At 70.4% G+C, this 19,674-nt stretch carries 16 protein-coding genes; all 16 read left to right on the forward strand.

Going from position 1 to position 19,674, the window contains the following annotated elements; translation table 11 throughout:
* Window positions 1–86: 86 nt before the first annotated feature.
* The 16 genes from ACQEVB_RS11030 to ACQEVB_RS11105 all read left to right on the forward strand — a co-directional run bounded on the left by ACQEVB_RS11030 (window position 87) and on the right by ACQEVB_RS11105 (window position 19,658).
* The gene (locus ACQEVB_RS11030) at window positions 87–1,475 is read left to right on the forward strand and encodes an aldehyde dehydrogenase family protein (protein WP_432968490.1); all 1,389 of its coding nucleotides are present in this window, start codon (window positions 87–89) and stop codon (window positions 1,473–1,475) included.
* Entirely contained in the window at window positions 1,475–2,071 is a 597-nt protein-coding gene (locus tag ACQEVB_RS11035) for a TetR/AcrR family transcriptional regulator (protein WP_432968493.1), read from the forward strand. Before ACQEVB_RS11030 ends, ACQEVB_RS11035 begins: the two co-directional genes overlap by 1 nt.
* A 209-nt stretch (window positions 2,072–2,280) precedes the next feature.
* Window positions 2,281–3,378 (forward strand): ABC transporter ATP-binding protein, encoded by a 1,098-nt coding sequence (locus ACQEVB_RS11040; RefSeq protein WP_432968496.1) that lies wholly within the window; start codon window positions 2,281–2,283, stop codon window positions 3,376–3,378.
* Between the two features lie 3 nt (window positions 3,379–3,381).
* Window positions 3,382–4,161 carry an MlaE family ABC transporter permease gene (locus ACQEVB_RS11045; RefSeq protein ID WP_432968498.1) on the forward strand — a complete coding sequence of 260 codons (780 nt, stop codon included), beginning with the start codon at window positions 3,382–3,384 and terminating at the stop codon, window positions 4,159–4,161.
* A gap of 2 nt (window positions 4,162–4,163) precedes the next feature.
* The gene (locus ACQEVB_RS11050) at window positions 4,164–5,003 is read left to right on the forward strand and encodes an MlaE family ABC transporter permease (RefSeq protein WP_432968500.1); all 840 of its coding nucleotides are present in this window, start codon (window positions 4,164–4,166) and stop codon (window positions 5,001–5,003) included.
* Window positions 5,000–6,439: an MCE family protein gene (locus ACQEVB_RS11055; protein ID WP_432968503.1), complete on the forward strand. Its 1,440-nt coding sequence runs from the start codon at window positions 5,000–5,002 to the stop codon at window positions 6,437–6,439. Before ACQEVB_RS11050 ends, ACQEVB_RS11055 begins: the two co-directional genes overlap by 4 nt.
* Window positions 6,436–7,692: an MCE family protein gene (locus ACQEVB_RS11060; RefSeq protein ID WP_432968506.1), complete on the forward strand. Its 1,257-nt coding sequence runs from the start codon at window positions 6,436–6,438 to the stop codon at window positions 7,690–7,692. Before ACQEVB_RS11055 ends, ACQEVB_RS11060 begins: the two co-directional genes overlap by 4 nt.
* The gene (locus tag ACQEVB_RS11065) at window positions 7,692–8,690 is read left to right on the forward strand and encodes an MCE family protein (protein ID WP_432968509.1); all 999 of its coding nucleotides are present in this window, start codon (window positions 7,692–7,694) and stop codon (window positions 8,688–8,690) included. The genes ACQEVB_RS11060 and ACQEVB_RS11065 overlap by 1 nt, the downstream gene beginning before the upstream one ends.
* Entirely contained in the window at window positions 8,687–9,937 is a 1,251-nt protein-coding gene (locus ACQEVB_RS11070; RefSeq protein WP_432968512.1) for an MCE family protein, read from the forward strand. The genes ACQEVB_RS11065 and ACQEVB_RS11070 overlap by 4 nt, the downstream gene beginning before the upstream one ends.
* Window positions 9,934–11,181, forward strand: a complete 1,248-nt coding sequence (locus ACQEVB_RS11075) for an MCE family protein (RefSeq protein ID WP_432968515.1) — start codon at window positions 9,934–9,936, stop codon at window positions 11,179–11,181. Before ACQEVB_RS11070 ends, ACQEVB_RS11075 begins: the two co-directional genes overlap by 4 nt.
* Entirely contained in the window at window positions 11,178–12,440 is a 1,263-nt protein-coding gene (locus ACQEVB_RS11080; RefSeq protein ID WP_432968518.1) for an MCE family protein, read from the forward strand. Before ACQEVB_RS11075 ends, ACQEVB_RS11080 begins: the two co-directional genes overlap by 4 nt.
* 47 nt (window positions 12,441–12,487) lie before the next feature.
* Complete coding sequence (locus tag ACQEVB_RS11085; protein ID WP_432968521.1) at window positions 12,488–13,054, forward strand: hypothetical protein; 567 nt, start codon at window positions 12,488–12,490, stop codon at window positions 13,052–13,054.
* A 56-nt stretch (window positions 13,055–13,110) separates the two neighbouring features.
* Window positions 13,111–14,004, forward strand: a complete 894-nt coding sequence (locus tag ACQEVB_RS11090; RefSeq protein WP_432968524.1) for a hypothetical protein — start codon at window positions 13,111–13,113, stop codon at window positions 14,002–14,004.
* A 380-nt stretch (window positions 14,005–14,384) separates the two neighbouring features.
* Window positions 14,385–14,978, forward strand: a complete 594-nt coding sequence (gene rplJ, locus ACQEVB_RS11095; RefSeq protein ID WP_432968527.1) for a 50S ribosomal protein L10 — start codon at window positions 14,385–14,387, stop codon at window positions 14,976–14,978.
* A 41-nt stretch (window positions 14,979–15,019) separates the two neighbouring features.
* The gene (gene rplL, locus ACQEVB_RS11100; RefSeq protein WP_432968530.1) at window positions 15,020–15,415 is read left to right on the forward strand and encodes a 50S ribosomal protein L7/L12; all 396 of its coding nucleotides are present in this window, start codon (window positions 15,020–15,022) and stop codon (window positions 15,413–15,415) included.
* 736 nt (window positions 15,416–16,151) lie between these two features.
* Window positions 16,152–19,658 (forward strand): DNA-directed RNA polymerase subunit beta, encoded by a 3,507-nt coding sequence (locus ACQEVB_RS11105; protein WP_432968533.1) that lies wholly within the window; start codon window positions 16,152–16,154, stop codon window positions 19,656–19,658.
* The last annotated feature ends 16 nt before the right edge of the window (window positions 19,659–19,674 follow it).

Raw genomic sequence — 19,674 nt, forward strand, 5'->3', positions numbered from 1 at the left:
CTCCTCGTCGAGTGTCGCTGACCTTGCCGACGGAACATAACATAGATTATGTTACTGTCACCCGCCACCATCGGATGGAGTCGACGATGACTGCCGCCCCCGAACGCGCCGATCTCGACGCGCCCGCCGTCGTCGACGCCTTGCGGGCCACCTTCCGCAGCGGCCGCACGCGCGACCTCGCCTGGCGCATCGCCCAGCTCGAGGGGATCGAGCGCATGTGTGCCGAGCGCGAGGCCGAGTTCGCGGCGGCGCTGGCCCTCGACCTCGGCCGCCCCGCCGTCGACGCGTGGTTGGCCGACCTGGCCCCGAGCACCGCCGAGTCGGTGTACGCGCGCAAGCACCTGAGCGGCTGGGCCCGCCCGCGCCGGGTCGGGCTGCCGCTGTCGGTGCGCCCCGGCCGTGCCCGCTACGAGTACGAGCCGCTGGGCGTCGTCCTGATCATCGGGCCGTGGAACTACCCGGTGTACCTCACGCTCGCGCCGCTGGTCGCAGCGCTGGCGGCGGGCAACTGCGCGGTCGTCAAACCGTCCGAGCACGCCCCGGCCGTCGCCGACGCGCTGGCCCGGCTGCTGCCGCTCTATCTCGACCCCGAGGCCGTCACCGTCGTCACCGGCGGCCCGGAGGAGACGCAGGCGCTGCTCGGGCAGGGCCTCGACCACGCGTTCTTCACCGGAAGCCCGGAGGTCGGGGCGAAGGTGATGGCCGCCGCGGCCCCGCACCTCACCCCGGTCACCCTGGAGCTGGGCGGCAAGAGCCCGGTGATCGTCGCCGCGGACGCGGACGTCGCCGTCGCGGCCCGGCGGATCGCGTGGACCAAACTGATGAACTCCGGCCAGACCTGCGTCGCGCCCGACTACCTGCTCGTCGAGGCCGCCGTCCGGGACGAGCTGGTGGAGCGCATCGTCGCGGCCACGAAGAAGTTCCGCGGCGGCGCCACCGGCGGGCTGCGGATCGTCGACGAGCGCCAGGCCCGCCGGCTGGCCGGCCTGCTCGACGGGTGTGGCGGCACGATCGTCGCCGGCGGCCGGTTCGACGCGGCGGAGCGGCTGGGGGAGCCGACCGTCGTGGTCGACCCCGACCCGTCCTCGCAGCTGATGCGCGAGGAGATCTTCGGACCGATCCTGCCGGTGATCACCGTCGAGTCGGTGGACGCGGCGATCGCGCACGTCAACTCGGGGCCCAAGCCGCTGGCCACCTACGTCTTCTCGCGGTCGAAGGAGATCGTCGCGCGCGTGACCAGGGAGATCAGCTGCGGGGCCACCGTCGTCAACCACCTGATGTTCCACGTCCTGGTGCCGCAGCTCCCGTTCGGCGGGGTCGGCCGCAGCGGCATGGGCGCCTACCACGGGCGGTTCGGCTTCGAGACGTTCAGCCATCGCAGGTCGGTGCTGGTGAAGTCGACGCGGCCGGACCCCGGGTTCGTCTACCCGCCGTACGGGGCTCTCGCGGAGAAGCTGTTGCGGAAGCTGTTCTGATGCCGCGCCGCGCGGGGGTCCAGGTCGGGCCCGCCCAGTACTTCGCCACCGCCATGGACCTGCTCGCCGAGCGCGGGCCGGGCGAGCTGAAGATCGGCACGCTGTGCGCGGCGCTGGGCGTCACGAGCGGGTCGTTCTACCACCACTTCGCCGGGTGGTCGGGGTTCGTGCGCGCGCTGCTGGAGCACTGGGAGACCGAGCAGACGGCACGGGTCGTCGCCCTCACGCAGTCGACCACCACGGACCCCGTCCAGCGGCTGGACGTGCTCAAGCACCTGGCGGTGGACCTGCCGCACGCCGCCGAGGCCGCGATCCGGGCCTGGGCCGCAGGCGACGTCGACGTGGCCGTCGCGCTGCGCCGGGTCGACGACCGCCGGTTGGCCGCGCTGGAGGGTGTGCTGGCCGGTGCGGTGCCCGACCGGGCCGTCGCGGCGCGGCTGGCGTCGTTCGGGCAGTCGATGCTCGTCGGGTTCCAGCAGATCCACCACCCGCCCGACCCGGCGCTGCTGCGCGCACTGCTCGACGACTACCACCAGCTCGTGCTGCGGCACGTCGATCCGGGTGCCGGCGGTCCCTCGATCGTGGACTCTCGCTGACCGTCGGTGCGGCTCAGGGCCGTTCTGCGGTCACGTGCCCTACGGTCGGCGGCGGTTCGGCAGTCCGTTCGGAGCAATATGAGGCTGGCGTCTAACTGATGAGTAACCCGCCCCAACGGAAGTCGTTGGGCCGTTGTGGGCCGCCGACCGCCCGCTCCCCGGCGTCCGGCGCTGCGGTGGCCCCACGATCCAATGAGGGAGGCACGTCGGTGGGTGTCGAGGTCAAGGTCGAGGGACTGACCAAGTCCTTCGGTCGGGCGAACATCTGGTCCGACGTGACCCTGACGCTGCCTCCTGGAGAGGTCAGCGTGCTGCTCGGCCCGTCGGGCACGGGCAAGTCGGTGTTCCTGAAGTCCCTGATCGGGCTGCTCAAGCCGGAGAAGGGCTCGATCATCATCCACGACACCGACCTCGTGAAGTGCAGCGAGGCGCGGCTCTACGAGCTGCGCAAGCTGTTCGGCGTCCTGTTCCAGGACGGCGCGCTGTTCGGCTCGATGAACCTGTTCGACAACATCGCCTTCCCGTTGCGCGAGCACACCAAGAAGTCCGAGGCGGAGATCCGCGACATCGTCCTGGACAAGATGGACCTGGTCGGGCTCACCGGCAGCGAGGGCAAGCTGCCGGGCGAGATCTCCGGCGGCATGCGCAAGCGCGCCGGCCTGGCGCGCGCGATGGTGCTGGAGCCGGAGATCATCCTGTTCGACGAGCCCGACTCCGGCCTCGACCCGGTGCGCACGGCCTACCTCAACCAGCTGATCATCGACCTGAACGCGCAGACCGACGCGACGTTCCTCATCGTCACGCACGACATCAACTCGGCGCAGACGGTGCCCGACAACATCGGCATGCTCTACCGCAAGCACCTGGCGATGTTCGGCCCGCGCGAGGTGCTCCTGACCTCGGACGACCCGGTGGTCAGCCAGTTCCTCAACGGCCGCCGGCAGGGCCCGATCGGCATGTCGGAGGAGAAGGACACCGCGCAGGCCGAGCGGGAGATGGCCGAGCTGGACGGCGAGCTGGAGGGCCTGCCGCCGCTCAAGCCGCAGCTCGTCGCGAGCGCCGGTCTGCCGGAGCGCAAGGCGGTGGCCCGGCGCCAGCAGCGGGTCGACGCGATGATGCACACCCTGCCGCCGGCCGCGCAGGAGGCGATCCGCAAGAGCCGCGAGGAGGCGGCCGCCGCGGCGCGGAAGGCCGGCAACGCGCCCACGCAGCAGTACGACAGCAGCGCCACCGACCAGTTCACCAGGTGGGACGGGCAGGGCGAACCGCCGTCCGAGCCCGGCCGCCACCGCCCCTGGACCGACTGACAGATGACCGCTCCCACCGTCGTCACCCGCGCCCTCACCCCGGTCGGCAGGCTCTTCCAGCTGTCGCTCGAGATCGGCCGCATGACGTTCAAGCCGCCGTTCCAGCTGCGCGAGTACATCGAGCAGACCTGGTTCGTCACGAAGGTCTCTGCGCTGCCCACCGCGCTCTTCACCATCCCGTTCGGCGCGACGATTGCGCTGCTGCTCGCGGAGCTGACCCGCCAGTTCGGCGCGCAGAGCCAGACGGGCGCGGGTTCGGTGCTCGCGATCGTGCAGCAGGCGGCCCCGATCGTGACGGCGCTGCTGATCTCGGGCGCCGGCGGCAGCGCGGTCTGCGCCGACCTCGGCGCGCGCACGATCCGCGAGGAGATCGCCGCCATGGAGGTGCTCGGCATCTCGCCGATCCAGCGCCTCGTGGTGCCGCGGGTCCTGGCCATGGCCACCACCGCCGTCATCCTGAACGGGCTCGCGACGGTCGTCGGCGTGGCCGGCGGCTACTACTTCAACGTCATCGTCCAGGGCGGCACGCCGGGCGCGTACATCGCGAGCTTCTCGGCGATCGCGCAGGTCAGCGACATCCTGGTGAGCGAGCTCAAGGCCGTCCTGTTCGGTCTCGCGGCCGGGGTCGTGGCCGCCTACCGGGGGCTCAACCCGCCGCCCGGCGCGAAGGGCGTCGGCGACGCGGTCAACCAGGCCGTTGTCATCTCGTTCGTGCTCGTGTTCCTCATCAACCTCGTCCTGACGGCTCTGTACCTGCAGATCGTCCCGCCGAAGGGGAGCTGAGCATGGCGTTGTTGAACGGACGCGCCCGCCGGATCGCCGAAGGGCCGCTGAACCAGCTCGAGGAGCTGGGCGACCAGCTGTCGCTGTACATCCGGGCCATCGCCTGGATCCCGGCCACGATCACCCGGTACTCCAAGGAGATCCTGCGCCTGCTGGCCGAGGTCAGCTTCGGCTCGGGCGCCCTGATCGTCATCCTGGGCACCGCCGGCGTGATGGCTGCGCTGTCGCTCTTCGTCGGGTCGCTCGTCGGTCTGCAGGGCTTCCGCGCTCTCGACTCGCTCGGCGTCGAGGCGCTGACCGGGTTCATCACCGCGTACTTCAACACGCGCGACATCGCGCCGCTGGTCGCCGCCGCCGCGCTCACCGCGACGCTCGGCGCCGGGTTCACCGCGCAGCTGGGCGCGATGCGCATCTCGGAGGAGATCGACGCGCTGGAGGTCATGGCGGTGCCGTCGGTGCCCTACCTGGTCACCACGCGCGTGCTCGCCGGGATCATCGCCGTCATCCCGATCTACACGATCGGCCTGCTCGCGAGCTTCGCCGCCTCCCGGATCAACGTGACGCTGATCAACGGGCTACCCGGCGGCACGTACGACCACTACTTCGACCTCTTCCTACCGCCGCGCGACATCCTCTTCTCGTACCTCAAGGTGATCGTGTTCGCGTCGGTGATCATCCTGATCCACTGCCACTACGGCTACCGCGCCAAGGGCGGGCCGGCGGGTGTGGGCGTCGCGGTCGGCCGCGCGGTCCGCCTCTCGATCGTGTCGACCGCGATCCTGGACTTCTTCCTGACGCTCGTCATCTACGGCACCACGACCTCGGTGAGCGTGGCCGGATGAGGAACAACAAGCTGGTCCTGCAGGGCCTCGCGTTCGTGGCCGTGGTGGCGCTGCTGATCGGGCTCGCCGTCGCCCAGTACGCCGGGGCGTTCCGCAGCGGGGTGCCGGTGATGCTCAAGGCGACGACCGCGGGCAGCCAGCTCAACCCGCGCGCCGACGTCAAGGTCCGCGGCCTGATCGTGGGCCGCGTCGACTCCATCACCTCCACCGGCAACGGCGCCGACATCCTCATGAGCATCGACCCCGACAAGATCGGGCAGATCCCGTCGAACGTCACGGCGCGGCTGCTGCCCAAGACGCTGTTCGGCGAGAAGTTCGTCTCGCTGGAGCCGCCGGCCGCGCCCAGCACCACGCACCTGGTCGCGGGCGACGTCATCGGGCAGGACCGCAGCAGCACGGCCGTCGAGGTCGACACGGCGCTGGACGACCTGGAGCCGGTGCTCACCGCGGTGCAGCCGGAGAAGCTCAAGGCCGCGCTGGGCGGGATCGCGATGGGCCTCGAGGGACGTGGCGAGCAGCTCGGGCAGACCCTGGTCGGCCTGAACGTGCTGGTGGAGGGCATCACGCCGTCCGTGCCGGCGCTCTCGGACGACCTGCGCGACCTGGCCAAGTTCTCCGACACCGCCGCCGACACCGCGCCCGAGCTGCTCTCCGCGCTGGACGACCTGACGGTGCCGGCGAACACGATCGTCGACCAGGCAGACAACCTGCGTGACGTCTACAGCTCGGTCATCGGCGCGTCCGACGACCTGCGCGCGTTCCTCGACGAGAACGGCGAGAACATCATCCAGCTCGTCGCCACGTCGCGGCCGACGCTGGAGACGCTGGCCTTCTACGCGCCGGAGTTCCCCTGCTTCTTCGGGAACCTGGTGTCGGTGATCCCACGCGGCGAGGAGGTGTTCGGGGCGCCTGGCTCGGTCAACGCGGGCAAGCCCGGCATCCACGTCACGATCGAGCTGCCGACCAACCCCAAGCGCGGGAAGTACAAGTACCCGGACGACCTGCCGGAGTTCAGCGACAACCGCGGGCCGCGCTGCTACCCGCAGGAGCTGCCGGCGCCGTACGACAAGGGCAACTTCCCCCAGTACGCGCCCGACGGGCCGTTCCGCGACGGCACGGTGCCGCCGCCCGGGCAGCCCAACCAGCCCAAGGGCAACCCGGAGAACTACGGCATCGACACCTACGGCACGTACGACCCGAGCAAGGACTCGTGGGGCCTGGTCAAGGACCCCGGCCCACTGGCCGGCACGCCGCTGGCCAACTTCCTGGCCTCGCCGGCGTCCGTCGACATGGGCCTGCCCAACTCGCCCGGTGAGCAGGCCGTGGTCACCAGCCTGATCGGCGCCCAGCAGGGCCGTCCGGCGAGCTCGGTGCCCGGCTGGAGCACGTTCCTGGTGGGTCCGCTCTACCGCGGGTCGGAGGTGACGATGACATGAGTCGCATACCTGTTGCGCCGCTGGTCAAGTTCCTCGTCTTCGCCGTCGTCACGATGCTGGCCACCACGGTGCTCGGCCTCACGATCGCCAACTCGCAGGGCGGCGACCGCACCACGTACTCCGCGCGGTTCGAGGACGTCACCGGCCTCCTGCGCGGCGACGACGTGCGCATCGCCGGCGTCGTCGTCGGCAGCGTGAAGGACATCGAGGTCGTCGACCGGCGGATCGCGCGGGTCGACTTCGAGATCGACTCCTCGCTGCGGCTGCCGGCCACCACCCACGCCGCCGTGCTCTACAAGAACCTGATCGGCCAGCGCTTCCTCGGCCTGTCCCAGGAGCAGCAGGCCTGCAACCCGCAGGCGCCGCAGACGCTCGCCGCCGGCGCGGTCATCCCGGAGGGCTGCACCCGCAAGCCGCTGAACCTGACCGAGCTGTTCAACGGGTTCCGCCCGCTGTTCCAGGCGCTGGATCCCGAGCAGGTCAACACGCTGGCCAACGAGATCATCCAGGTCCTGCAGGGGCAGGGCGGCACGATCGACAGCCTGCTGTCCTCCACCGCGTCGCTGACGAAGACGCTGGCCGACAAGGACAAGGTCATCGGCGAGCTGATCGACAACCTGAACGGCGTGCTGGACACCGTCACCTCGCGCAACGACCAGCTCAACGACCTGATCGTGTCGCTGCGCGAGCTGGTCGCCGGGCTCGCGGAGGACCGGGAACCGATCGGCAACGCGATCAGCTCGATCGGCGACCTCGCCGCGACCACCAGCAGTCTGCTGGAGGAGGGTCGGCCCGCGCTGAAGGCGGACATCGCGGCGCTCGGCGACCTCGCCGACCAGCTGCACGAGGGCGAGCCGATCATCGAGCACTACCTGCAGTTCGCGCCCTACAAGCTGAACAAGATCGCCCGCGCCGGCTCGTACGGCAGCTGGTTCAACTTCTACCTGTGCGGCCTGTCGGGCCAGATCGGGATCACCCTGCCGCCGCCGTTGCCGAAGATCGGGCCGTTCCAGATCCCGGTGACCCAGTCGGAGGAGCCGCGCTGCAGCGCCGACCCGGACGGCCTGGGCAACGACCTGGAGATCGGCCCGCCGTGGCCGGTGCCGGGCACCGAGTACGGCGACGGGGACCACGGCCACGGTGACGGTCATGACGGCGATCACGGGGACCCGAACAAGAAGGCCGTGCACGAGGACCAGCTGAAGGAGCCGCAGGCGGACCTGCCGCTCCCGGCGGTCGGAGGTGGCACCTGATGGCGCAGGGCGATCCCATCACCCACCGGCTCAAGCCGGTGCCGCTGGCCATCGGCGGCTCGCTGGCGATCCTGCTGGTGGTGCTGCTGGCGTTCAACGGGAAGACGCTGTTCAGCGGCGGCACCACGTACACGGCCAACTTCACCGACGCGGCCGGCCTGCAGTCCGGCGACATCGTCTCGGTCGCCGGTGTCGAGGTCGGCCGGGTCACTGACGTCGGCCTCAAGGACGGACAGGTCCGGGTGCGGTTCCGGGTGCAGGACACGTGGGTGGGCGACCGCACGATCGCCTCGATCCAGATCCGCACCCTCCTCGGCGCCAAGTACCTCGCGCTCGATCCGCAGGGCGACCGCGAGCAGGACCCGAGCGTCGCGTTCGGCATCACCGACCAGCGCACCGTCACCCCGTTCGACGTGGTCGAGGCGTTCAACGGGCTCTCGGACACGATTGACAAGCTCGACACCGACCAGCTGGCGAAGAGCCTGCAGACGCTGTCGGACACCTTCCGCGGCAGCGCCCCGGAGATTCGCGGCGCGCTCGACGGGCTGTCCCGGCTGTCCACGACGATCGCGAGCCGCGACGCGCAGCTGCGCACGCTGCTGGCCGGCACCCACACCGTCGCCACCACGCTGGCCGACCGCAAGGACGACGTCCAGTCCCTGCTGTCCGACGGCAACCTGCTGCTCGGCGAGCTGCAGAAGCGCCGCGACGCGATCGCGAAGCTCATCACCGGCATCCGCGACCTCTCCCAGCAGCTCTCCGGCCTGGTCGCCGACAACGCCGAGCAGCTGCGACCCACCCTGGAGACCCTCGACAAGGTCGTCGAGGTGCTGCAGCGCAACCAGGACAACCTGGCCCAGCTGCTGAAGAAGGAAGCCGTGTTCGTCCGCGTCTTCAACAACGCGATCGGCAGCGGTCGCTGGTTCGACAACTGCATCGCCGGCCTCCTCTCCCTCCCGATCCTCGGCACCATCACCCCCGGTGGATGTGGCTCATGAGCGGCTCCTGGGCGAACGACAAGCGGCAGCTCACCGTGGTCGCGCTGGTCGCGGTGGTCGCCGTGCTGGTGGCCGCGGGCGTGTGGCAGATCAGCCGGATGGGCGCCGGCCGGCACCTCACCGCGTACTTCGCCAACGCGTCGGCGTTGTTCGAGGACAACGCGGTGCAGATGAAGGGCGTCGCGATCGGCACGATCGACAAGATCACGCCGGAGGGCGACAAGGTGCGCGTCGACATGACGATCACCGACCCCGAGGTGAAGCTGCCTGCTGAGCTGAAGGCGGCCGTGGTGTCGCCGAGCCTGGTCACCGGCCGCAACGTCACCGTCTTCCCGGCCTACACCGGCGGCCCGGAGCTGCAGGACGGCGCGGTCATCCCGATCGAGCGCACCGCCGTGCCGCTGGGTGTCGACGACCTGACCCGCTCGGCCACCAAGCTGTCGAAGGCGCTCGGCCCGCAGGGGCTCAACAAGCAGGGAGTCCTCAACGACTCCCTCGGCGTGCTGTCGTCGAACCTCGACGGCAACGGCCAGGCGATCAACGACACCATCCGCAACCTCGGCGCCCTCGGCTCGACCCTGTCCGGCTCCAGCGACGACCTGTTCGGTACCGTCACCGAGCTGCAGAAGTTCGTCGCCATGCTGAAGGACAACGACAGCACCGTCCGCGAGTTCAACGAGCGGATCGCCGACGTCAGCGGCGTGCTGGCCGACCAGCGCGAGGAGCTGGGCGAGGCGCTGCGCGACCTGGCCACCGCCCTGGACGACGTCACCGTGTTCATCCGGGACAACCGCGCGGCGCTCAAGTCGAACGTCGACCGGCTCGCCGAGGTCACGCGCGTGCTCGTGGAGCAGCGCAAGGCGCTCACCGAGACCCTCGACCTCGCGCCGGCCGCGCTGTCGAACCTGGCGAACACCTACGACGCGTCGACCGGCACGCTCAACACGCGGGCCAACCTCCAGGAGCTGGCGCAGCCGCCGATCTACACGATCTGCAAGCTGATCGACGGGCAGGCCAACCTGCCGGTGAAGCTCATCGACCTGTGCAAGCAGCTGCCGCTGGCGAACCAGCTGCCGACCGCGCAGCAGCTCATCACCGGGCTGCAGAACGGCCAGCTGCCGCCGTTCCCCGGGCTGATGCCGCTGCCGAAGGAGTCGAGCGGAAGCGCCGCGGCGCCCGCGCCGAAGCAGGCGACTCCGCCTGCGGACGACTCGTCCGACGACAGCTCGTCCGGGGGTGGGGCATGACCAGCCTGCGTACCCGCGCGGTGGCGCTCGTCGCCACCGGTCTCGCGATCACCGCGGTGTCCGGGTGCGGGGTGATGTCGAGCGGCCTGCGCGGGGTGAACCTTCCCGGTGGCGCCGACCTCGGCCCGAACCCGTACGCGGTCACCGTCGAGTTCGCCGACGTCGTCGACCTGGTGCCGCAGTCGCTGGTGAAGGTCGCGGACGTGTCCGTCGGCTCGGTCCGGTCGGTCACCCTCGACCCGGCCACCTGGCACGCGGTGGTCACCGTCGACATCAACCACGACGTCAAGCTGCCGGCCAACGCGGTCGCCAGGGTGCGCACCACCAGCCTGCTCGGCGAGAAGTTCGTGCAGCTCGGCCTGCCGGAGTCGGGGGCGAGCGGCACGCTGGCCGACGGCGCGCGGATCCCGATCGACCGCTCCGGCCGAGCCGTCGAGGTCGAAGAGGTCTTCGGGGCCCTCTCGATGGTGCTCGACGGCGGCGGCGTCGGGAACATCCGCACCATCGCCGTCGAGCTGAACAAGGCGTTGAAGGGCAACGAGCCGGAGATCCGCTCGCTGCTCACCAACCTCGACACGCTCATCAAGGCGCTCGACGGGCGCAAGGCCGACATCACGCGCGCGATCGACGGGCTCAACCGGCTCGCCGCCACGCTCAACGACGGCCGTCCGAAGATCGAGAACGCGCTGGACAACCTGGCCCCGGGCATCAAGGAGCTGGCGTCGCAACGCGAGCAGCTCGTCGACATGCTGCAGTCGCTCGACCGCCTCTCCGGGGTCGCCACGGACGTGATCGACCGCAGCCGCGACGACCTGCTCGCCGACCTGCGCGCACTCACCCCGACGCTGCAGAAGCTCGCCGAGTCGGGCCAGAACCTGCCGAAGTCGCTCGAGGTGCTGGCCAGCCCGCCGTTCACCGACGCGGCCACCGACGGGTTCGCCGGCGACTACTCCAACCTGTACGCGAGTCTCGACCTCGACCTCGGCGACCTGCTGACCAACATCCTCAACAACGCGCTGCCGTTGTTGCCCGGGCTGGACAAGCTGCCCGCGCCCGCGCAGGTGCTCGCGCCGCTGCTGGGCGCCAACGACGGCACGTCGCCGCTGCCGCTCCTGGGCGCGCTCGGCGGCGGCCAGCCGGCGCCCCAGCAGGCCCAGAAGCCGCAGGACGACCAGGAGCAGCCAGCACCGACGAAGGCGCCCAGCAGGGGCGGGCTCGGCGGGCTCCTCGGAGGTGGCGCATGATCTCCCGCACCACGCGGCTGCAGCTGCTCGCGCTGCTGGTCGTGGCCGTCGTCGGCGTGCTCTACACCGGGATCCGGTACGCGAACCTGGGCGCCGTCGTGGGGGCCACCAGCTACCCGGTCACCATGCAGGCGGCGAAGTCGGGCGGCATCTTCACCGGCGCCGACGTCACCTACCGGGGGGTCAGCGTCGGCCGGGTCGGGCCGCTCACGCTCACCCCCAACGGCGTCGACGTGCAGCTGGACATCGACACCTCGGCGCCGCCGATCCCGTCCGCCGTCACCGCGCAGGTGCGCAACCTGTCGGCCATCGGCGAGCAGTACGTCGACCTCCTGCCCGACTCCGCGAACGGGCCGATGCTGCACGCCGGCTCGGTCATCTCGTCGGCCGACGACCGGGTGCAGGTCCCGGTGCCCGTCGAGGACCTCGTGGCCAACGTCGACGAGCTGGTGAAGTCGGTGCCGCTCGACCACCTCCGCACCGTCGTCGACCAGCTGGGCACGGCGTTCGCCGACACGGGCGCGCCGCTGCAGCGGCTGCTCGACACCACCGGCGAGTTCACGCAGGCGGCCACCGACGCGTTGCCGCAGACCACCGCGCTGATCAACGACTCGCGCCCGGTGCTGAAGACGCTGAACGACACGTCCGGCCAGTTCCGCGAGTTCAGCTCGAACCTCGCGCTGTTCGCGGCCCAGCTGAAGGACTCCGACGAGGACCTGCGCCGGGTCATCCAGTACGCGCCGCCGGCGACCGAGGAGCTCTCCGCGCTGCTCGACGAGAGCGGTAGCGAGCTCGGCGAGGTCATCGCGAACCTGTTGACCGTCACGCGCATCGCCGAGCCCCGCCAGCCGGGCCTCCGGCAGGTGCTCGTCACCTACCCCGCGCTCGTCGCCGGCGTGCTCACCGCCGTGCCCGGTGACGGAACCGGCGCCCACCTCGGGCTGGTGCTCAACTTCTTCGACCCGCCGGCGTGCGTCCGGGGCTACGAAGGCACCCCGAAGCGGCCCGGTCCCGACGTCGCGGAGACCCCCGTCAACGCGAACGCGCACTGCGCCGAACCCCCCGAGAGCGGCATCGATGTGCGGGGGTCGCAGAATGTTCCTCGGCCGGACACCTCCGGACCGGCCGATCCGCACCACGGCAAGAAGAAGCACGGGGACACGGACAAGGCGAGCGCGGCCACCCCGAAGACGCCGCAGCTCGTCGACACGACCGCCGTCCCGCTGGGCTCCCCGGCCCAGATCCTCGCGAGCGGCTGACCCGCCGTCCTGCCAAGGCTGTCCCCAGCAGCCGTTTGGAGGAAGACATGACCGTGCTCGACGAGCAGACGCCGACACCGGTGCAGCCGCAGGCGTCGGCCCGCCCGGTGATCGGCCGGATCGTCCAGGTCGTCACCGCGCTGGCGGCGATCGCGGCGATCACCTTCGGCGTGCTGTGGGCGGTGTCGCTGAACAGCGGCAACGGCTACCTGGCCACCCAGCGGGACGACGTGCTCGGTGCCGCCCAGCAGGCTGCCGTCACCCTCAACACGCTCGACTACCACGATGCTGCCGCCGGCATGGACGCCTGGATGGGCGCCTCGACGGGGCAGGTGCTGGAGGAGTTCAAGAAGAACCGTGACGACTACATCAAGGTCGTCACCAACTCCAAGCGCGTCACCACGGCGAAGGCGACCGACGTCGCGGTCACCGAGCTCGACGACCGGGCGGGCGTCGCGCGCGTCATCGCCGGCGTCGACGTGACCGTCACACCCGACGGCCAGAAGCCCGTGCTGACCCGGCAGCGGCTCCAGCTGGAGATGAACCGCACCCCCGACGGCTGGAAGGTCGGGCGGCTGGCCCCGGTCCGCAACCCGGGTGCCGCGGCGAACTAGCCGCTCCCCGCCGCCCCCGCCCACTCGAGGTCGACCGACTCCAGGAGGTCACCGACATGCCCCCCACGAACCGCCGCACCGCCGGGATCCGCAGGCCGCGCGTCGCCGGCCGCACGCAGCGCGAGGCGAGCACCGCCACCGAGGTGCTGGAACCGCCGGTGGCCCGCCGCACGACGGGCGGGTCCGGCCGCACGGCCACGATCGAGGCCCCGGTCCTGGACGACGCGCTCCTCGACGTCGCAGAGACCGACGACGTGGAGACCGCGACGGCCACCGAGACCGTCGAGCGGCCAGCCGACGAGGGCAGCAGCGTCTCCCTCTCGAAGCCCGCCCGCCCGAAGGGGCGGCGCGCGGTGCAGGCCGCCCGCGAGGAGACGACCACCGCCGTGGAGGCGCCTCCGCGACCGTCACGGCTGCGCGCGCTCGCGGCCGCACCCGCCACGACCAGGGCGTTGATCGTGTGGGGCGCCGTCGCCGTCGTGCTGGCGCTGCTGGCATCCGTGTTCGGGGCGATGTGGTTCAACCGCGAGCACAACGGGCCAGCCGCGAACCACGCGCTGATCGACGTCGGCGCCACGTCGCTCGTCGCGCAGCAGGTCGGCGAGGCCGTCAAGACCATCTACTCGTACGACTTCGCGCGCCTCGACGAGAACGAGAAGAACGCCCGCGCCGTCATCACCCCGGAGTTCGAGCAGCAGTTCACGCAGCTGTTCGGCGAGGTCCGGGCGCGCGCCCCGCAGCAGAAGGCCGTCGTCACCGCGACGGTGGCGCTCACCGGCGTGCGGGAGCTCTCCGACGACACCGCGGTGCTGGTGATCTTCATGAACCAGATCGCCACCCGCACGGCCGAGAACGGCCCGGCGCAGCAGCTCGCCTCGGCCGGCCGCCTCACCGTGACCGCGAAGAAGGTCGACGGCACCTGGAAGGTCGCCGACGTCCAGGCGGTCTGACCCCGAGGACCGGGACGTGTAGCTCGCGCACACCGTCGGGCGGCCGCGCACATGGTGGAACGTGTGCGCGGGCACCGCAGCGTGTGCGTGAGCCGAGGCGCGGCTCGGGAGGCCCCATCGGTCGGGTACCCGAACCGTTCGCGTATCCTGGTCGACGGTTCCACCGAAGACCGCAGGTTCGGGCCCGCTCGCGGGTCCGCGAAGGTCCCGTCTCGCACGGGCGGCCCGCGCAGGAGGACGAGGTCAACGAGCACGCGCGCTTCGGCGCGCTGCCCTTCACGCCCCGTGCCCTGCGCACGGGGCGTTCGTCGTTTCAGGCCCCGAGCACTCCCGGGTCGTCGCGGTGGACACCACGTACCGACACCCGAGAGGAGGCACGGATGGCCAGAGCTGACAAGGTCGAGGCGGTCGAGGAGATCGCCGACCGGTTCCGCGGCTCGTCCGCCTCGGTGGTCACGGAGTACCGGGGCCTCACCATGGCCCAGCTCACCACGCTGCGTCGCTCGCTCGGCGCGGGCGCCACGTACCGCATCGCCAAGAACACCCTGGTGAAGCGGGCGGCGGAGGACGCGGGCGTCGAGGGTCTCGAGCAGCTGCTCGTCGGCCCCACGGCGATCGCGTTCATCGAAGGTGAGCCGGTCGATGCAGCCAAGGCGCTGCGCGAGTTCGCCAGGACCAACCAGGGCCTGGTGATCAAGGGTGGCTTCATGGACGGTCGCGCGCTGACCGAGTCCGAGGTCAACCAGCTCGCCGACCTGGAGTCCCGCGAGGTCCTGCTGGCGAAGCTCGCCGGCGCGATGAAGGGGTCGCTGGCGAAGGCTGCCGGCATGTTCGCCGCCCCGGCCGGGCAGGTCGCCCGGCTCGCACAGGCCCTCGCCGACAAGCGTGCCGCGGAGGGCGAGGCTCCGGCCGCGTCCGACGCTGCCGCTGACGCTGCGGCCGACTCCGCCCCCGAGACCGACACCGAGAGCTGACCACCCCCAGCCTTGCGTTTCACCAGAGAGGAACCGCCACCATGGCGAAGCTGAGCACCGACGAGCTGCTCGAGGCCTTCAAGGACCTCACCCTGATCGAGCTCTCGGACTTCGTGAAGAAGTTCGAGGAGACCTTCGACGTCAAGGCCGCCGCGCCGGTCGCCGTCGCCGCCGCCCCCGGCGCGGCTGCGGGTGCCGCCGCTGCCCCCGCCGAGGAGGAGAAGGACGAGTTCAACGTCGTCCTCGACGCCGCAGGCGACAAGAAGATCCAGGTCATCAAGGTCGTCCGCGAGCTGGTCTCGGGCCTGGGCCTGAAGGAGGCGAAGGACCTCGTCGAGAGCGCTCCGAAGCCGATCCTCGAGGGCGTGGCCAAGGAGGCGGCCGACGCCGCCAAGGCCAAGCTCGAGGAGGCCGGCGCCAAGGTCAGCCTGGTCTGATCTGCGCCTGCGCAGTCCCTGAGGGGCGGCACCCGCACCGGGTGCCGCCCCTCGACACGTTCAACGGTCGTCGACAACGCCTCTGTGACCGAGATCTCACGACGTTCTTCCGACCGGCGGTCTTGACCCCATCCTGGCCGTGTCACCAGGCGAAACGCGTGGCGACGGGCGGCCGACACGCCGCCATGTTCACTCGAAAGTGGCAAGCGACACGCCGCGCCAAATGCTGGCGTGACGACCGTCCGGCGACGTCGCGCCCACGTTCGGGTGACGGACAGTCGTGGCCCGACCACCGCCAGGCGGTCGGTGTTGCGGGACGAGGACCCGCGCCGAGTGGCCGTTCCTGGCCGTCCAGGCTGGTCACAACCCGGTTGTCCCGCAAAACAGACCACTTACCGTCGCGTAGCGTCTTGACTCCACGGCGTCGGCGCGTCACGCTTAGGTCTCGACGGTCACCTTGGTGACGTGTCTCGACAGCGGCTGCATTTGCAGCTAGACTGCCTCTTTGCGCTGCCTCCGTCCAGCTCACGCGCGCAGAGAGTGCTCCCCCTCGGAGTTCCCCGGCGAGTGCTGTGGTGGTCGGCGGTTGCGCACTGACAACTGACGGCGGACCTCGACGGTCCGCGCTCCGAGCAACACGGCTCGGCCCGGACCTCCCGCCCGGGTCGGTGATCGAGACGGTAGCGCGCGACCCCGGTGCCCGCCAGACGAGAGCGCAGTTCCGGAAGGACGCACCTTGGCATCGCCTCGCGCCACTCAGACTCCAGCGACCTCCGTCTCGGCCAACCCGAGCTTTCCCGGTGCACCGACCCGGGTGACCTTCGCGAAGATCCGCGAACCCCTCGAGGTGCCCGACCTCCTCGACCTGCAGACCCAGTCGTTCGAGTGGCTGGTCGGCTCCGAGGACTGGTTCCAGCGGCGGATCGACGCCGGAGACGAGAACCCGGTCGGTGGCCTCGAGGAGATCCTCGCGGAGATCTCTCCGATCGAGGACTTCTCGGGGTCCATGTCGCTGTCCTTCTCGGACCCGCGCTTCGACGAGGTCAAGGCCTCCGTCGAGGAGTGCCGCGACAAGGACATGACCTACGCGGCCCCGCTGTTCGTCACGGCGGAGTTCACCAACAACACCACCGGCGAGATCAAGAGCCAGACGGTGTTCATGGGTGACTTCCCCGTGATGACCGACAAGGGCACGTTCATCATCAACGGCACCGAGCGCGTCGTCGTGTCGCAGCTCGTCCGTTCGCCCGGCGTGTACTTCGGGCACGACATCGACAAGACCACCGAGAAGGACGTCTACTCGGTGCGCGTCATCCCGAGCCGCGGTGCGTGGCTCGAGTTCGACGTCGACAAGCGCGACACCGTCGGTGTCCGCATCGACCGCAAGCGCCGCCAGCCCGTCACGGTGCTGCTGAAGGCGCTGGGCTGGACCGAGGAGCAGATCCGGGCCCGCTTCGGGTTCTCCGAGACGATCCTCGCCACCCTGGAGAAGGACCACACCGCCGGGCAGGACGAGGCCCTGCTCGACATCTACCGCAAGCTGCGTCCGGGCGAGCCGCCCACGCGCGAGAGCGCGCAGGCCCTCCTGGAGAACCTGTTCTTCAAGGACAAGCGCTACGACCTGGCGAAGGTCGGTCGGTACAAGACCAACCGCAAGCTCGGGCAGAAGACCGACCTGTCGGTCGGCACGCTCACCGAGGAAGACATCGCCCTGGCGATCGAGTACCTCGTGCGGCTGCACGCCGGCGAGACCGAGATGACGGTCGGCGAGGGCGAGGACGCGGTCACGATCCCGGTCGAGACCGACGACATCGACCACTTCGGCAACCGGCGCCTGCGCACCGTGGGCGAGCTGATCCAGAACCAGATCCGGGTCGGCCTGTCGCGCATGGAGCGGGTCGTCCGCGAGCGGATGACCACGCAGGACGTCGAGGCGATCACCCCGCAGACCCTGATCAACATCCGCCCGGTGGTGGCGGCGATCAAGGAGTTCTTCGGCACCTCGCAGCTGTCGCAGTTCATGGACCAGCACAACCCGCTGGCCGGCCTCACCCACAAGCGCCGCCTGTCGGCGCTGGGTCCGGGCGGTCTGTCCCGCGAGCGGGCGGGCTTCGAGGTCCGCGACGTGCACCACAGCCACTACGGCCGCATGTGCCCGATCGAGACCCCTGAGGGCCCGAACATCGGTCTGATCGGCTACCTGTCCACGTTCGCGCAGGTCAACCCGTTCGGCTTCATCCAGACGCCGTACCGGAAGGTCGTCGACGGCCGGGTCACCGACCAGATCGACTACCTGACCGCCGACGAGGAGGAGCGCTACGTCATCGCGCAGGCCAACGCGCCGCTCGATGCCGACGGTCGCTTCCAGGAGGACCGGGTGCTGTCGCGTCGCAAGGGCGGCGAGCCGGACCTGGTCGCCCCGAGCGGCGTCGACTACATCGACGTCTCGCCGCGGCAGATGGTGTCGGTCGGCACCGCGCTGATCCCGTTCCTCGAGCACGACGACGCCAACCGCGCGCTGATGGGCGCCAACATGCAGCGCCAGTCGGTGCCGCTGCTGCGCAGCGAGTCGCCGCTCGTCGGCACGGGCATGGAGCTGCGGGCCGCCGTCGACGCCGGTGACGTCGTGGTCGCGGAGAAGGCCGGTGTGGTCGAGGAGGTGTGCGCCGACTACGTCACGGTCATGGCCGACGACGGCACGCGCCACACCTACCGGCTGTACAAGTTCCGCCGGTCGAACCAGACCACCTGCATCAACCAGAAGCCGATCGTCGACGAGGGTCAGCGGGTCGAGGTGGGCCAGGTGCTCGCCGACGGTCCGTGCACCGAGAACGGCGAGATGGCGCTGGGCAAGAACCTGCTCGTGGCGATCATGCCGTGGGAGGGCCACAACTACGAGGACGCGATCATCCTCTCGCAGCGCCTGGTGCGGGACGACGTGCTGACGTCGATCCACATCGAGGAGCACGAGATCGACGCCCGCGACACCAAGCTGGGCGCCGAGGAGATCACCCGGGACATCCCGAACGTCTCCGAGGAGGTCCTCGCCGACCTCGACGAGCGCGGCATCATCCGCATCGGTGCCGAGGTCCAGCCCGGCGACATCCTGGTCGGCAAGGTCACGCCGAAGGGCGAGACCGAGCTGACCCCGGAGGAGCGGCTGCTCCGCGCGATCTTCGGCGAGAAGGCGCGCGAGGTCCGCGACACGTCGCTGAAGGTGCCGCACGGCGAGACCGGCAAGGTCATCGGCATCCGGGTCTTCTCCCGCGACGACGACGACGAGCTGGCCCCGGGCGTCAACGAGCTGGTGCGGGTCTACGTCGCCCAGAAGCGCAAGATCCAGGACGGCGACAAGCTCGCCGGCCGGCACGGCAACAAGGGCGTCATCGGCAAGATCCTCCCCGAGGAGGACATGCCGTTCCTGCCCGACGGCACGCCCGTCGACATCATCCTGAACACGCACGGTGTGCCGCGACGGATGAACATCGGCCAGATCCTGGAGACCCACCTCGGGTGGATCGCCAAGTCCGGCTGGGAGATCGAGGGCAATCCCGACTGGGCGTCGAAGATGCCGGAGGAGCTGCACGCGGTTCCGCCGAACACGCGCACGGCCACGCCGGTGTTCGACGGTGCCAAGGAGCACGAGATCTCCGGGCTGCTGGCGTCCACGCTGCCCAACCGCGACGGCGAGCGCATGGTCGGCCCCGACGGGAAGGCCACGCTGTTCGACGGCCGTTCCGGCGAGCCGTACCCGTTCCCGGTGGCCGTCGGCTACATGTACATCCTGAAGCTGGCCCACCTGGTCGACGACAAGATCCACGCGCGGTCCACCGGCCCGTACTCGATGATCACGCAGCAGCCGCTGGGCGGTAAGGCCCAGTTCGGTGGCCAGCGGTTCGGCGAGATGGAGTGCTGGGCCATGCAGGCCTACGGCGCGGCCTACACGCTGCAGGAGCTGCTCACGATCAAGTCCGACGACGTGGTCGGCCGCGTGAAGGTCTACGAGGCGATCGTGAAGGGGGAGAACATCCCCGAGCCGGGCATCCCGGAGTCGTTCAAGGTGCTCCTGAAGGAGCTGCAGTCGCTCTGCTTGAACGTCGAGGTGCTCTCCAGCGACGGTGCGGCGATCGAGATGCGCGACACCGACGACGAGGACCTCGAGCGGGCCGCGGCGAACCTGGGCATCAACCTGTCCAGCCGCCCCGGATCCGACTCGATGACCGTCGACGACGTCGTCAACTGACCGCCCAGAGCCGAGA

It is taken from the genome of Pseudonocardia sp. CA-107938 (assembly GCF_050936315.1).
Taxonomy (GTDB): Bacteria; Actinomycetota; Actinomycetes; order Mycobacteriales; family Pseudonocardiaceae; genus Pseudonocardia.